This window comes from Paenibacillus sp. Paensp38 (assembly GCF_059491915.1).
Genome location: NZ_CP168516.1, coordinates 953,516 through 968,510, shown reverse-complemented (window position 1 = coordinate 968,510; position 14,995 = coordinate 953,516). Strand labels below are relative to the sequence as shown.

12 protein-coding genes are annotated in these 14,995 nt (G+C 44.4%); 3 read left to right on the top strand and 9 right to left on the bottom strand.

All coding sequences use genetic code 11. The features are described from left to right. Positions 1 to 76 precede the first annotated feature (76 nt). The 3 genes from ACEN8J_RS04290 to ACEN8J_RS04280 all read left to right on the top strand — a co-directional run bounded on the left by ACEN8J_RS04290 (position 77) and on the right by ACEN8J_RS04280 (position 4,704). Positions 77 to 3,403 carry a CdiA family toxin C-terminal domain-containing protein gene (locus tag ACEN8J_RS04290; protein ID WP_495594261.1) on the top strand — a complete coding sequence of 1,109 codons (3,327 nt, stop codon included), beginning with the start codon at positions 77 to 79 and terminating at the stop codon, positions 3,401 to 3,403. A gap of 24 nt (positions 3,404 to 3,427) precedes the next feature. Next, positions 3,428 to 3,814, top strand: coding sequence for a ribonuclease toxin immunity protein CdiI (cdiI, locus tag ACEN8J_RS04285; protein WP_165149564.1), 387 nt, complete (start codon positions 3,428 to 3,430; stop codon positions 3,812 to 3,814). 467 nt (positions 3,815 to 4,281) lie between these two features. Next, on the top strand, positions 4,282 to 4,704 hold the full coding sequence (locus ACEN8J_RS04280; protein ID WP_165149566.1) for a hypothetical protein: 423 nt from the start codon (positions 4,282 to 4,284) through the stop codon (positions 4,702 to 4,704). A gap of 476 nt (positions 4,705 to 5,180) precedes the next feature. Here ACEN8J_RS04280 and ACEN8J_RS04275 read toward each other — a convergent pair whose 3' ends face one another. The 9 genes from ACEN8J_RS04275 to ulaA all read right to left on the bottom strand — a co-directional run bounded on the left by ACEN8J_RS04275 (position 5,181) and on the right by ulaA (position 14,755). After that, positions 5,181 to 6,062, bottom strand: coding sequence for a carbohydrate ABC transporter permease (locus tag ACEN8J_RS04275; RefSeq protein WP_069012544.1), 882 nt, complete (start codon positions 6,060 to 6,062; stop codon positions 5,181 to 5,183). A 55-nt stretch (positions 6,063 to 6,117) separates the two neighbouring features. Further along, positions 6,118 to 6,999, bottom strand: a complete 882-nt coding sequence (locus ACEN8J_RS04270; RefSeq protein WP_029515618.1) for a carbohydrate ABC transporter permease — start codon at positions 6,997 to 6,999, stop codon at positions 6,118 to 6,120. Between the two features lie 26 nt (positions 7,000 to 7,025). Further along, a complete protein-coding gene (locus ACEN8J_RS04265; RefSeq protein WP_029515619.1) occupies positions 7,026 to 8,369 on the bottom strand; it encodes an extracellular solute-binding protein in 1,344 nt (447 codons plus the stop codon). A 135-nt stretch (positions 8,370 to 8,504) separates the two neighbouring features. Next, entirely contained in the window at positions 8,505 to 9,305 is an 801-nt protein-coding gene (locus ACEN8J_RS04260) for a response regulator transcription factor (protein WP_495594260.1), read from the bottom strand. Between the two features lie 2 nt (positions 9,306 to 9,307). Next, the gene (locus tag ACEN8J_RS04255) at positions 9,308 to 11,068 is read right to left on the bottom strand and encodes a cache domain-containing sensor histidine kinase (RefSeq protein WP_495594259.1); all 1,761 of its coding nucleotides are present in this window, start codon (positions 11,066 to 11,068) and stop codon (positions 9,308 to 9,310) included. A 297-nt stretch (positions 11,069 to 11,365) separates the two neighbouring features. After that, positions 11,366 to 12,358 (bottom strand): Gfo/Idh/MocA family protein, encoded by a 993-nt coding sequence (locus tag ACEN8J_RS04250; RefSeq protein WP_165149585.1) that lies wholly within the window; start codon positions 12,356 to 12,358, stop codon positions 11,366 to 11,368. A gap of 168 nt (positions 12,359 to 12,526) precedes the next feature. Beyond that, positions 12,527 to 12,970 (bottom strand): HEAT repeat domain-containing protein, encoded by a 444-nt coding sequence (locus tag ACEN8J_RS04245; RefSeq protein WP_029515623.1) that lies wholly within the window; start codon positions 12,968 to 12,970, stop codon positions 12,527 to 12,529. Between the two features lie 118 nt (positions 12,971 to 13,088). After that, positions 13,089 to 13,430: a cupin domain-containing protein gene (locus ACEN8J_RS04240; protein WP_165149587.1), complete on the bottom strand. Its 342-nt coding sequence runs from the start codon at positions 13,428 to 13,430 to the stop codon at positions 13,089 to 13,091. A gap of 74 nt (positions 13,431 to 13,504) precedes the next feature. Continuing rightward, a complete protein-coding gene (gene ulaA, locus ACEN8J_RS04235) occupies positions 13,505 to 14,755 on the bottom strand; it encodes a PTS ascorbate transporter subunit IIC (RefSeq protein WP_322157765.1) in 1,251 nt (416 codons plus the stop codon). Between the last annotated feature and the right edge of the window lie 240 nt (positions 14,756 to 14,995).

Sequence of the window (14,995 nt, the reverse complement as noted above, 5' to 3'; positions counted from 1 at the left end):
TAATCAGAAGCAATTGCAAAATGACGTGCTTCAATTGGAAATATCCATCGCATCTAGAAAGGAGTCATGAACTCACTTGAGCGTATTATCAGATGGGATCGGATATGAAAGCCTACGCTTTTATGGTCCCTTTCAGCTACTACATATCGAACAACTTCAAATAACACGTACCATTAACGATCATGCCTTTTTACATATCAGTGGCTTGCTCTCCGAAGAACAAGGAGCTGCATGCATCGGACAGGATATGGAGCATGAGCCGATTGTGATTCGTCAGTTGGATGATCAGGGACAATCGCTGAGAAGGTTGTTCCATGGGATTGTTACACGTATGTCCGTACACTGCGTGCGAGGCGTGTATACGTTTGAACTAGAGGCCGCTTCCCATTCGTACCAGATGGATATTAAGCGTAAAAGGCGCTCCTATCAAGATATTCACCGTACTTATGATGATCTGGTCACTGCGCTGGTTCGAAAATATCAGTACGGAGATGCCATTGATACGGTGACCAACTATGCCAAACTGGAGACATTTGTTTTACAATATGAGGAGACGGATTGGGCGTTTTTAAAACGCCTCGCTTCTCGCTTTGGTTCCGTACTTGTGCCAGAGGTAACCGCAGCCTCGCCCAAGGTTTTCTTCGGGATGCCTGAAGGCAAGCAGCATAAGGTAGAGCGGGATGTATTTTATCGAGTACGTAAAACGTTTCATGAGCTGGATGCGGAAAAGCCAGGCGAACGTGCTGGCTCGTATGTCACCTATATGATCGAAAGCCTGCAATACTATGCGCTGGGCGACCTCATCACGTTACCCATTGGACAAGGTAAAGAACTGGTCGTGGTTCGGGCAGTAACCACACTAACGGATGGCTTACTGCGTACCCGTTACGATCTTCAAGTCGAACAGGATATCCGCTATGCCCGGTATGAAAACGATCAGGCCACTGGGATTTCACTGACAGGAACGGTGCAGAAGGTACAGGAGGATTTTGTACAGCTTCAACTTGACATTGACCCGAAGCAATATCCTGCTAAAGCGTGCTGGTTTCCCGTAGCCACCCGTTATGTCGCGGAAGAACATAGTGGCTGGTACGATATGCCTGAGATCGGGGAACAAGTGGAATTGTATCTGCCTACCCACCGCGAACAAGATGCCTATGTCACGGATTCACTGCGACAACAACGCCACACCAATGGACAGTCGAATGTGAAGGTATGGCAACATGTGCAAGGTAGCGGCGTAGAAATGTCTGAGCATGATCTGACCCTATCCACTTCCGGTGAATTTTCCATTACACTGCATGAAGTTAACGGCATTACCATCGACAGTCCGGGGAATGTGCAGATTCAGGGTAGTCATGTGAAGCTCAATGCTGGCGAGGGACTTTCACTGGAAGCTGGAACGGCGATGTATCTAAAAGGCGGAGCCAGCAGCATGGTACTGGATGGTGAGACGGATACCAAGGCTCCGGTGATTTATCAGGAAGGTACGGTGAAGGCACCTGTTTTCGTAGCCGACCTCCCTCCTGTACCTGAGCCACCATTGATGAGCATCAAAGCATATGAGGCGGCGCAAGCTCCATCAGCAGCTAAGACATCAAGCAGCACTCCTACCGCCAAAGTGACAAATCCAGCTGCACTTCAACAGGCCAACTCTTTGTTGGGTACGGTGTCCAAGCTATTAGGCTCCATTCCAGTGATGGGAAAAGTGGCTGGCGTTGTTGCGGGAGCTTTAGGTGGGCCTGCGGCGGGTGTCATTCTGAAAGCAACCGCTATGATCCCCGTTCGGAGCAAAGGAACTCCTACGATTGGAGGCGGTAAGGGGAACGGCATTAATCCGTTGAAACACTTGGCTGGTTTAGCGGTGCAAGGGTTGATTACTCAATACGAGCATGAGCAAGCGAGACATGCCTACTATAGCAAATGGATTCTAGGAAAAGTGTATACAAGCGCACGTCATATAGCGCATTCCGGTGGCCCATTAGAGCTGGTTCAAAACATGCTTGCAGCATCAAAAACTATGGTTCATGCCTATCAACAGGTACCTAAAAGCGTTAAAGATAGAATGCTGAGGGAATATAAAGAACAAGAAAAAGATAGAACTGAAGCTGCCCTTAAAGCAAAAAAAGAAGCTGCGCCACCAGAGCTGACAGAAGAAGAATACGAAAGAATCTGGCAGGATTATCTTAGGGCAGCATATACCGAAGACTTTACACCCAAACTTAAACCGGGGAGTTATCGAGGAGAAGATGGTCTTGTACGTACTCGTGACGGTAAACCGGATCGCCAATACTATAGTGAATGGAAACATAATTATCCCGGCGATTTCTTCATGCTAACTAGGAAACAAGGAGTATCTGAAGAAGAGAAGAAATGGATGTTCTATGCTATTATCACAGAAAACCCTCTTATGTTTGGTGGTCGAGGGGGGATTGACCATACTAAGGAATTAAAGGGGATACTTTCAAAACTGGGTAGAGGAAAAGGGTTCTTTAATATTTCTTCTGGAGTAAGTGCAAAAGTAAGAGTCCAGGAATTATTAGCGAGACAACAAATAGAAGCTAGAGAAAACATAGCTAACCCAAAAAATAACCAAACTCTTGAAACCAAAGGCTACAAACCACAACCAAATGAAAGGTTAACAACGAAAAACCAATATAAACAACAGGATCAACAGGCAAGGAAAACGCTACGAGAGACTGCCTCCAAGGCAACTAGAGAAGAAAATAGTAAAATTCAAAAGAAGGTCATATATAATGTAGCTAAAAGTACAAATACAAGAAAAGCCTCAAATATAAAAGAGTATTTAAAAAAGGAAAAAGAAATTGTTAAATCGAAGAATACTAAGGGGACGTCACAAGCTCCTAATGTTAGAATCAATTATAAACCAGGTTATGATGATCATTTAATTGAAGTGAAAGGGTTTAAAGCAAAACCAACTATAGGAATAAAAGGTGGCCATAACCTCGAAAACTTTGAACAGTATATTTTAGACAACTTTGGCGACCAAGTTAAGAATATTAATCAAGCTGCGATAAAAACGCCACATCCAGATATTCCGGGAATTTATGAGGTTAAATACAAACTCCCTGTTTATGACGGAATGAGCTTAGATAATGGTGGAAAAGGAAACTTTACTGGTCAGTGGAAAGAGTATAAGAATCCAAAAACTGTATACGATCCGAAACTAGTCTCTGATGAACAGATGCTTAAGTTGGGGAGAGAGGCAATGGAAGAGGGCATTCAACATAATAAAATAAAAATAGACACACGACAAAATGCTGTTTCTGATGAAATTGTTGGATATGCTGAAGTTGACGGTAAAAAACTGGAATTTATAGGTTACAGGGATAAAGCTACTGGAGAAATAACAAACTTTTTCCCTGTGATTCCGAAAAATTAATTAATAAATAAGGGAATGAATAAGATGGATGATGAAATATATTATGTAGAAGATGCTCAGGAAAAAATTGAGAATATGGAGGCATACTACGGTACTTTAGGGGATGGCTATTTTTTAGAAGCTCTTAATGAATTTAAAAAGGGTAAAGGATTTGGTATTGGTTATACTAGCTGCTATTTTGCTACTGAATGCACTCCAAATGATGAAGAGTATTTTGGAGATAGTGGAGTGAATTTCACAACAACTCCGCCAGTAACTAGTGTAGAAGTGTATGCAATTGTGGATTATGAGATGTTTTTTGAGTATTTAGTTAAGGTAGCTCAAGAGTATCTATCAAGACATTCCCAGAATGTCGCTAAAGTTGAAAGTTGTTTAGCTCAAATCAAGGAGAAGTTAAATTTATACGCTTAAAACAATAGGATGTTTACACACCCAATAACAAGATCGCACAATATAACAAACCAAACACTAAAAACTTGACACAAACTTGATAAACTTTCAAAGGCTTATTCCAACTTGAACCTAAGAGTAGGAACGAGCTTTTTTTGTATTATCGAAATCTAAGGCAAAAAAACATAATAGTCCAGCTTTCCTGCAGAAAACAATGGATTTTCATCCCTTTCTATCAGAAATACCATACGCACACTCAAACCACGGGTGAGGAAATTCGAAATGTCAGATTGGTATCTCAAAGCGTTACGCAAACGATTTTATCAAAAACTCGCCAGTGAACAACGGTCTATATTTTATTAAAAGATGAGCATCTGTTTACCAAGTTGAGAAAAAAATAGGTAATAAAGAATTAAAAACAGATGGAACTTGGACTAAAAATTAATCCTTAAATGAATTTCACATTCCAATAGAGGGGAAATAAAAAAATGAATCTTAAAGAAATTGAGAAATTACCCGATGTATTACCAACAGAAACATTAGCATTGATGTTTCAAAACGTATTGAATGAATTTAATACTGGTAAAATTGAGAAAAAGGATTTTTTATTAATTCTTAGCCAATTAACAGATAGACAAGTTATGACCTACGAGTTATTGGAAAGTGAAGTAAGAAATAGTATAGATATGGTTCTTTATAGGTTATGGAATACCGATTCTTATGATGATGTAGATATTATTCTTTCAATTGTTGTAAACCTCGGACTGAAAAATTGCTTTCAAAAAATTAAAGATTCAATAAATCAAGATAAGGATATAGACGAATTAATATTAAAAGAAATTATAGAAACAATTGATGAAGTTGGTGAAAATATTTCGAATCCATATCATGCTTTGGAAAGATTCAAATAAGCCATGTCAATAGCTTGTTAATAACTTCGGACAAATTTAATTTATAATATTAACAGATATGCAAACCAACAACTTAACACAAATATGATAGTCTTTTAAAGGCACAGTCCCACTTGAGATACGAGTAGGAATGTGCTTTTTTCATGCCAAAAATAAGCAGTCAATTAGCAGAATGAATCCCAATTCCTATATGAATAACACAACTTGCCATTCCTCCCTATCAGGGTTACCAACCACATCATAACCTCTGATCCATTCACACAATTGGTCGGTAAATAAATATCAACACGTTCGTTTGCTTTCCATTTAATTTCTGAAAAGACTTTAAATTATGGAGTTACTTCATTAAGTATTCCCTTCACCTCAAACCTAGACCCGCACACAAAAATGCACCTCCCTAGCATTCATCGGACAAACCAAAAAGTTTGTTCCCATGTCTACACTAGGGGGTGCTCTTCTAATCTGGGAAATCTGTTTTACCCCTTAACCGACCCTGCTGCGATCCCTTCCACAATCCGGTCACTCATGATGAGGAACACGAGCAAAATGGGCAAAATGCTGATCATCAACGTAGCCCCAATAGCTCCCCAGTCGGTCGTATATTGTCCAATAAAGTTTTGAACGCCGACGGTCAGTGTTTTGTTTTCGTCCGAACTAATAAACGTATTCACGAAAATAAACTCATTCCAGTTATAGATCATGTTAATAATAGACGTCGTTGCCATGACGGGGGTGGTCATGGGCAGCACAATCCGGAAGAACATTCGGTTGACGGAGCAACCGTCCATAACAGCCGCTTCTTCCACTTCACGGGGCAGGGCGTAATAGAATCCCAGCAAGATCATCATCGTTGTCGGCAGATTAAAAGCAACATACGACAGGATGATAGAGAGTGAAGTGTCTGTTAAATGCAGTTTGAGAAACATACTGAACAACGGAATCAAGGTGGAATGGACTGGAATCATCAGTCCGACCATAAAGAGCCCGAGAACCAGCTGGCTTCCTTTCCACCGCATACGCGTAATGGCAAACGTTACAAAACTGGCGAGCAGCACCGTTAACGCCACGGATATGACCGTAATCCACACACTATTGAAGAAATACCGCCCGATATTGCCGCTGGTCCACACATTCATATAGTTCTCCCAATGTGGCTGGGACGGGAGTGCAAACGGCGGAAGGTTAAACACTTCCTGATTATTTTTAAGTGAGAAAAGCATCAGCCACACCAGCGGTAAAAGCTGCGTCACCGCCAAGATGATTAAAATGATATACAAAGCGGCATAACCGACCCGAGTTAACATTTTGCCGCGGGTACCGACTCCAAGCGGATAGTTGGCGGCTGCCTGGGTTTTCATATCCGTTCCTCCCTCTTCCTGTCCTTTGTTACCCTCATCTATTTGCATGACCGTATTATGAATACTGGATGGTGTCACTAGTAGCCGTAACCTTGCGGATCAGCCACGTAGCGATCAGACAGATGAGCAACAGGGCAAAGGCTGTAGCGCTACCGTATCCAAAATCAAAGCTGCGGAATGCCTGGTGGTACATGTACGAAGCCATCACTTCACTGGCTCCATTCGGCCCACCATCCGTCATGACGTAGATGAGGTCAAAATATTTGAGCGAGCCGACAATGGACAATATGATCGTAACGTTAATCACCTCGCGCAACAGGGGCAATTTGATACGAGTCGCAATCTGCCAGGCACTGGCCCCGTCAATCCGTGCAGCCTCCATCAGCGTTTCGGGAATGTTTTTCAGCCCGGCATAATAGATCAGGATATAAAAGCCTGCATATTGCCAAATAATCGGGATGAACAAAGCAAACAGCACCAAGGACGGATTAGCTAACCATTCAGGCGGGTTGTGAACTCCGACCGACGCCAGTATGGAATTGAACACTCCGTTTGTTGGATGATACATTTTGAGCCACAGCTGTGCGATCGCTACAGATGACAACAGCATGGGAATCAGATAAATTTTCCGCAGCAGATTCGCTCCCTTGATTTTTCCTGACAAAATCATCGCAATGACCAGATAACCGATCAGACTGATGCCTGAAAACAAGGCCAGCAGCAGCGAATGCCAGGCACTTTGCCAGAATGCACTGTCTGTGAGCAAATGTTGATAATTGTCCAGCCCCACAAAAGTCATAGAACCGATTCCATTCCACTGATTCAGGCCGTAATAGCCGGTCAGTACGATGGGTACATATATTACGGCTAATAACAGCAGCAGAGAAGGCAATACATAGAGAGCAATGACAAGCTTATTGGACATGACCTTTTCCACGGTTGGACCTCCTTAGGTGGTCAATTTCAATTTCCTTTCTCGATGGCAGCCTTATGCTGGTCGGCAAATTGTTGCGGTGTCACCGCTTTACCAAACAACGCCTGAATCATATTCAAATGTACCTGTGCTGCATTCGGCTTCATCTGTACATCGGCGAACAACGTAATACTGCTGGCTTGATTCAGTCCGTTCAGCAAATCGACATACAGTTTGGGCAATTTTTCTTTGGAGGTGTCCACTTTCGTCGCCGGAATAACGCCCGCCTGTGTGACCGATTGTTCTCCCCATTTAACTACAAAGTATTCAACGAACGCTTTGGCCTCTTCTTTCACCTTGGAATTCTCAGAAACAAACAAACCTACTCCCGGACCTCCTACCCAACTGTTCTCGTTGCCCTTGCCGCCTGCAACCATCGGGAATTTAAAGAAGCCAATTTGATCTTTAAATGCTTGCGGGATTGCGGGATTGGTCGTAAAATTCGGCAATTCCCAAGTAGCCATCAAATACATAGCTGCCTTGTTGTTCATAAATTCGGATTTTCCCTCATCATTGGACAAGCCGTTAAATCCTTTGTTAAATGCATTCATATCCACAAGCGTCTGAACTTCGGAGGCTGCCTGAATTAAACCAGGGTCATCGAACGATCCTGAGCCGTCAATCGCTTTTTTCAGCGTTTCGTTACCTGCTATACGGTCCGCCAAATACATATACCAGAGCGAGCCGGTCCAGCGGTCCTTATTGCCTAATGCAATCGGTGCTACTCCATGATCCGTAAGTGTTTTCACAACCTGCTTAAATTCGTCAAAAGTCGTAGGTACCTTCAAGTTGTATTTTTGGAATATGGCTTTGTTGTAATAAATAGGTGTAATATTCAATTCAATCGGAAGCGCATACGTTTTGCCATTCAGCGCATAAGCTTCGGTCGTTCCCGGTACGAATTTGTCCTTCAGCTTGGAACCTTGCAGCAGGTCATCCATCGGCGTAAATAATCCACCTTTAACGTAAGGCTCCATAAAGCCTGCTGCCCAGGTGATGCCGATATCCGGCAATTCATTGGAAGCTGACAGCACTTTGAGTTTGTTTTTATATTGTTCATTTTCCAGCACTTCCTGCTGAATGACGACATTCGGATGATCCTTTTGGTATTGATCTATAATCTGAGTCACAAGCTTGCTCTGCTGTGCCGAGCTTCCCTCTGGCCAGAGGTGCATCATTTTGAGTGTAACCTTTCCCCCGTCTCCACTGGAACCGCCTTGACCATCCTTACCAGCACCGCAACCGGATAGCACCAGCATGAATGACAGCAGCAGGGTCAACCCAGCAAACCATTTTTGATGTGAGCGCTTACGTAAACCATACTCGTTGGACATCGTTAGACCTCCGTTTGTTGTATTTATATTTTTTGTAACCGTTATCATTTGTAAGTTTAGCACTCTATTCCTGCTTTCAACAGGGTACGCTCATTGGGTATAATTCCACTTTTATTGGGTTTGATCTGCCTACTGTCAGTCGATATTCTCCGGCCCTGTACGCATCTGCTGCCTGTAGCGGCTGGGACTTATCCCCTCGGTCGCTTTGAATACTTTAATAAAATATTTATCTGTTCGGTAGCCTGATCGTTCGCCGATTTGGGCAATCGTCAATTGGGTATGCAGCAGTAGCTCCTTGGCCCGTTGCATCCGCAGCCGATGCAGATATTCGCTGAAGGACAAACCACTTTGCTCCTTGAATAAAACACTAAAATAGCTCGCATTCAGGTGTGAATGCGCGGCAGTCTGCGCCATCGTAATGGCTTCGTGAAGATGCTCCGCCATATAGGTGAAGGCACGTCGTACCGGATCACTAAGGGTAGCCGCCTGGAGATCAAGCTCTAGCAGAACAGGGTCAGCCAGCTTGTCCAGCTTCTCGTATCGCTGCCGCTCCTCTTCAAGCCGAAGCGCTTCATTGACCGCATTCAGCAGCTCTTGTTTATCAATCGGTTTGAGCAAATAATTGACGGCTCCCAGACGAAGAGCCTGCTGGACATAATCAAACTCCGCATACCCTGAGATGACAATGGTCGCTGGTCGTCGTGAATCCCGTTCCAGAGAGCGGATTAAATCCAGCCCACTGAATTCCGGCAACCGGACATCCGTAATCAACAGATGAACCGTCTCTGCACGCAGTATATTTAGTGCTTCCAAACCATTACCGAATGTCACAATCCGGTATTTCCCGGCTGCCCATTGCTCCAGTGTCTGGTGTATCCCCTGACGTGTTCGCTGTTCATCGTCTACAATGACAATGGTTTTGGATGAAACACTCATTGCTACCGCCCTCCATATTCATCAGGAATTTCAAAAGCGACCACCGTTCCTTCCTGCTCAGCACTATGTATCAGCACACCGTCCGTTGGATAAGATGCGCTGTCATAATAGAGAGCGAGCCTGCGCTGCACATTAACCAGTCCCATACCGGTTCCCTTGCTCTCGCAGGCTGCTCCCCCCATCAACGCTGTACGCACAGCTGCAAGTTCTTCCATCGTCATTCCAGGTCCGTTATCTATGACCGCGATCCTGGTCCACCCCGGTCTGGTCGAAGGAGTGACACTGATTTCAACACGGCCGTTGCCGATGCGATTTTCCACACCATGCAAAATAGCATTCTCTAGAATAGGCTGGATCAGCAGTTTAGGAAGCGGAATTCTGGCTGCCTCTGAAGGCATATGAATTTGCCAGCTCAGACGTTCACCCAGACGCATCTCCATCAGTTCCAGATAACGACGGATTTGCGCCATTTCTTCCCCGAGGGTCACCCAAGAGTCATGGTGAGCCGGTTCGATAACATAACGAAACAGCCGCGACATAGACACCATCAGCCCGGCAAGCTCCTCCTCTCCCTTCTCCTGTAGCGACCAGTTGAAAGCATCCAGCGTATTAAAAAGGAAATGCGGATTGATCTGCGCCTGCAGAGCTTTAAGCTCGGTCTGGCTTTGTAAAACCTCCTTTTCGTAAATGACATGGATCAATTCATTGATATCGACAATCATCGTATTGTACTCTGCGTTCAATTCTCGCAGCTCGACCGCTGCTGCCGGTTCTGGATTCAGAGCCAACGCCCCTTCCCGTGAACGACGCATCGCCTGAATCAAGTGACCTATCGGTCTTGTAATCAACGTAGACAACATAAAGGACATAAACAGGAAAAGCACGGCACCAAGAGACGCGGAAATGATAAGTGTAGTCCGTAAAACCGTAATTCCGTCTGTGACGACGCTAACCGGAATCAGGATCAGCAGCGACCAGCCCGTCCGCTCCGACTGCTGAACCGCCTTCACATATTCCCGCTCCCCAATATGAACCGTCTGTGTCTTGCTGTGCAGTACACCTGACAAATCCGTCTGGTTCATTGGTTCACCCGACAGCAGCTGGCCTTGACGATCTACAAGCAGCATGGTTTCATCCGCTTCTTCATTGACTGCTGACGCACCATTCAGTCCAAAATAACTTCGTTCCATACGGGTAATGAGGTACCCTCCGCGTGAGAACCAGCGATCCACCAAGCTGACCTGCCGAATTGCTAGCAGTGACCTGGGGTCCTCGGGATCAATGCCGATCCAGACCAGTCTTCCTTTCATCTGATTCGCTTCCCGGATGTCTGCCTGTCCGATACGTTCCTCCAGACTGCCCTCTCTAATCGGAAACAACATCTTCCCTTCAGCAGTATACAGTTCCAGTGAGCCGACACTCGGCATATATGCCTGATAGCTATGCATCACTTGCAGTAGGGATTGACGCTGTCCAAAATTCACCTTGCCCCCGTTGCGCTCCTCCAGCAAAATATGCTGAACAGACGGGTGATTAGCGACCTGCTCCGTCAAACTGTTCATCTGGCCGATTAATGCATCCAGCCTACCGCTTGCTTGTACCGCAGTTTGACCAATATGTCGCTCGGCACTGTCTTTTAACAGGTGAGACACATTGAGATAAATGAACGCCCCCGCTACACTCATCATAATAAGCATCACCAGTATAAATCCGATAAAAATCTGATTACGTAATGTGTTTAATGGTTGGTACCTTAAACGCATATGCCATCTCCCCCTGAGCCATCGCAGAAAAGTAGATAATGAGAACGCTTTCTATTTTCTATTCTAGCGCATCATTCTCCTTTGTTGGCATATTTTCAGCAGAGATTATATCAAAATGGACAGCAATCTCTGGAATCATTATGTTCGACAATAACACGTAATAACGATACTTATTAAAAAAAATGACTCCCGACACATGCAGGAGCCATCTACTGACCAGTTAAACCGAAGCTTCTTTAAAATCACCCAAACTAAGGTACCGTCCAGGCTCCGAAGCTTGTATATAAAATAGGTATCCTATTGGAGGGCAGCCAAAATGCGGTCGCACAGCTCCATCGTTTTCACGTTGTCTCGTCCACTTGAATCAGGCGTCCGTCCTTCTTGGCAGCAGTTCATGAAATGAGCAATTTCACCGACAAAACCGCGCAAGTACAAATCACGGTACCCGCCCGACATCGCGGAAGCTGATGGTGTCAGAACCGTATCATTTTCCGCAAGGGATTTCCAAGGAAGCTCTGTATGACTCTCCGACTTGTGAATGATCAGTGTATTCACCTCATCCGCGTTCGCAAAACCGTGATCAAAAGTTACCGTAATCCCTTCACTCTCGCGTGTCCATGCTGTCATACCTGCGAAGTATAGACTGCCCACTACACCATTTTCAAATTTCAAGGCAATCGTATGGGAAATACACTCACCGTTATCGTTCGCAAATCCGGTAACCTGTACCACTTCCCCGAACAAATAACGTACCAGGTCGACCATATGAACCGCCGCCAGCTTCATGAAGTCTTCGCCAGTTTTACAAAACTGGGTACTGTCCACGAGAAATTTTGCCTGAAATGAGCGTGCGGCTCCAAGCGAGCCACCCTCAATCCATTCTTTTAACTTTATGTATACAGGTGCGTAGCGCTTCATGAAACCGACCATCAGCACGACGCCTGCTGCTTCTGCCGCATCTGCAATTTGGGCCGCTTCCTCGGCATTCCAACCCAGTGGCTTGTCTACAAAGACATGTTTTCCAGCCTTAATGCAGTCTAGTACGAGCGAAGGATGATCTGCCGCTTGTGCTATCACGACAACTCCATCACAGTCTTCCTGCTCCAGCATAGCCTTGTAATTGTCATAAGGTGTGCCACTACTTCCAAACCGCTGAAGTGCTTTCTTCGATCTGCTTAAATCTCTAGTCGCAATCGCCTGAATTTCAGCACCTGCCCCAATAACAGCAGGATATATATTCGTTGAAGCGTGAAAGCCAGCCCCGATAAAACACAGCTTCGCCTTGCTCATGTTAGTCCCTCCCATGTACACACTAAAATAATCCGATCCCATCGTACCCTATTGCCGAAGTATATATACAAAAAAACCTTAACAAAGATAATCCCTTATCCTTGTTAAGGCTCTGTCTGTATCACCTGCAACCATCCTTAAAATACATATAATTACAGGGTTCAGAAATTACCTTGTGGATAATGAAGCCCATTTTTGCTCCAGCCACTGGTCAAATTCAGCGCCCTTGTCGCCTTCATAGATGTCATAAATATCGACTCTCATCTTGTGCAGCTTCTCGCGAAAATCGTTGTAGGTATGGTCGGCTGGCAAGCTTTTTTTAATCCGCACCAGAATCTTCGTCAGGCCCTTAACAAGCTCACCCTCTTTGCGCACAGGCGGCTGTACATTCTCGCCCCATTCCTGAAGTCTGCGGTAAGCGGCTTCCTGAACGGCATATACCGTATCATGATTCAAACGATGTGTCAGCAAGTCAATCGTCTGCTGGTTCTTCCATGCACCCAGATCATTTACCGCAGCTAGGCGTGTTTTCCAATCGGAGGTTCGGTTTGCAGCTACTTTAAGCTGCTCATATACTTCTGCAAATTCCTGCTGAGTTTCGTTGTTTTCCAAAATTGTCTCATCCTTTTCTAAAAATCACTATATTACTGTTCATCACGATTGCCGTTTGTTAAATATAACATACTTGCCGGTCTTCTTCTAAAAAAGATAAAAATGAAATGATCGGACGTTACAGGAAATCTGCACGTGCTGGTGTAAATGCATCTAGCAGAATGCCGCCATCCTCCAGTGGGATACAGCCATGAAGAGTATCGGATGGAAAATGGATGCTGTCTCCTTCTTTGACGGTCTGCACTTCCTTGGTTTCGCCATCATCAATCATGAACTTAAAACTTCCCTTCACTACATAGGTGACTTGTTCATGGACATGCTTATGCAACAGGATTTCCCCTATTTGTGCTTTAGCAAACATCACTTTGACATACATAAGCTGGTCGCTGTGGGCTAGCACTTTCCGGGTGGTATTACTGTCAACGATATCAATTTGAATATCTTGGTCATTAAAAAACATGGATCATTCCTCCTCTTTTTAAGCACAATTGATTTAGATGAGTTATTTTGAAAAAATTCATAAATCGGTTTAGTTTAAAACCAGCGAAAAATAAGCCAAAGTACTCCAGAAAGGGTGGTAAAGTCGGGATCGGCGAACGTCACCCCTTCGGCACCCAAAAAAGAAAAGAGCGGCAAAGTGAGAGCTGGCAGTAGACAGAGTAAGAATCCATTAAGACAACTGGAAATAACAGCTCCTCTGAAACCACCGCTGGAATTGCCGAATATCGCGGCTGCACCACCAGCGAGGAAACAGGCCATGATTCCTGGCACAATGACAGGCAATCCGATAAACGGGAAAAGAAAGACGCAGGCAACGCCTGTGAAGAAGCTGACCAAGAAACCTACCAACGCGGAATTGGGTGATTTATCGAACAGTACTAGAACATCCACACCAGGGATGGCTCCAGGGGCGAACACTTGGGAGAAGCCTTTGAAAGCGGGTACAATTTCAGTTGTGAACAGCTTAACACCTGCTTTTGCGATATACAAGCCGGCTGCGAAAATAGCTGACTGTTCGAGGATGAAGACGATGTATTCTTTGCCATCCGATAATTTGCTGACATAGTCAGAACCAGCAACCAGTCCAGATACCAGTAAAAGCACAAGCATCGTCAAGGTCGTTGCAACATTGGGGTCGCGCAAAAAACTGATGCGGTCATTAATTTTTACATTTTCGGTGTCATTTTCACGGTTGCCGAACACTTTCCCTAAATAGGTGCCCAGAATGTAAGAGGTCATGGAAGCATGAGCAATCGTATAATCATCCGATTTAATAATGTTTTTGCTGGCATTTCGGAGTAGGTAAGGAAACACCGCCATATAGCTCCCAATGACCAATGAACCGACGATGATCGTAGTCAGCGAACTGAGACCTAGACCTTTCATAACGGCTGTAGCGGCAAAGCTCATAAACAAAATCAAGTGAAGAGACAAATAAATGTACTTGAACTTGGTCAGACGTGCAAGCACGATGTTAAGGATCATGGAAAAGAGCAGAATGAGCGCAGCATCCGCCCCGATCTGATCAATGGTCAGTGCCATAATGGCTTCATTGCTGGGTACGACACCTTTAAGGTTGAACGCATAAGAAAAAATTTGGCTGAAGTTAGTGAGAACGCCTCCTAAAATGCCGCCGCCGACCTTGATCATGGTGAAGCCCATGAAAGAAAGGGTAGTTCCCGTAATGATTTCTGATACTTTCTTCCTCTGGAATATAAGGCCGAGTAATGTCACAATCGCGATAATGATGGATGGCTCCCTGATAATGCTCATAAACATTTCCATAGTGATCTCCGACTTTCTTTTATTTATTTTCCATTCTTACTAAATCGATTTAGTAATACTCGAAAAAAATTTCCCTTCCGGGAATGTAAAAAGAAGAAGAATCATTTTTTTGTGAATTAAATCACAAATTACTCCATGCATTATTCGTTTGAGCTCTATTCCTCCCCTCTCTTCAATCACCATCATCACTAAATTCAGGACAACCATAAATGAAAGGGTATTCATGACTCGAATCATAAG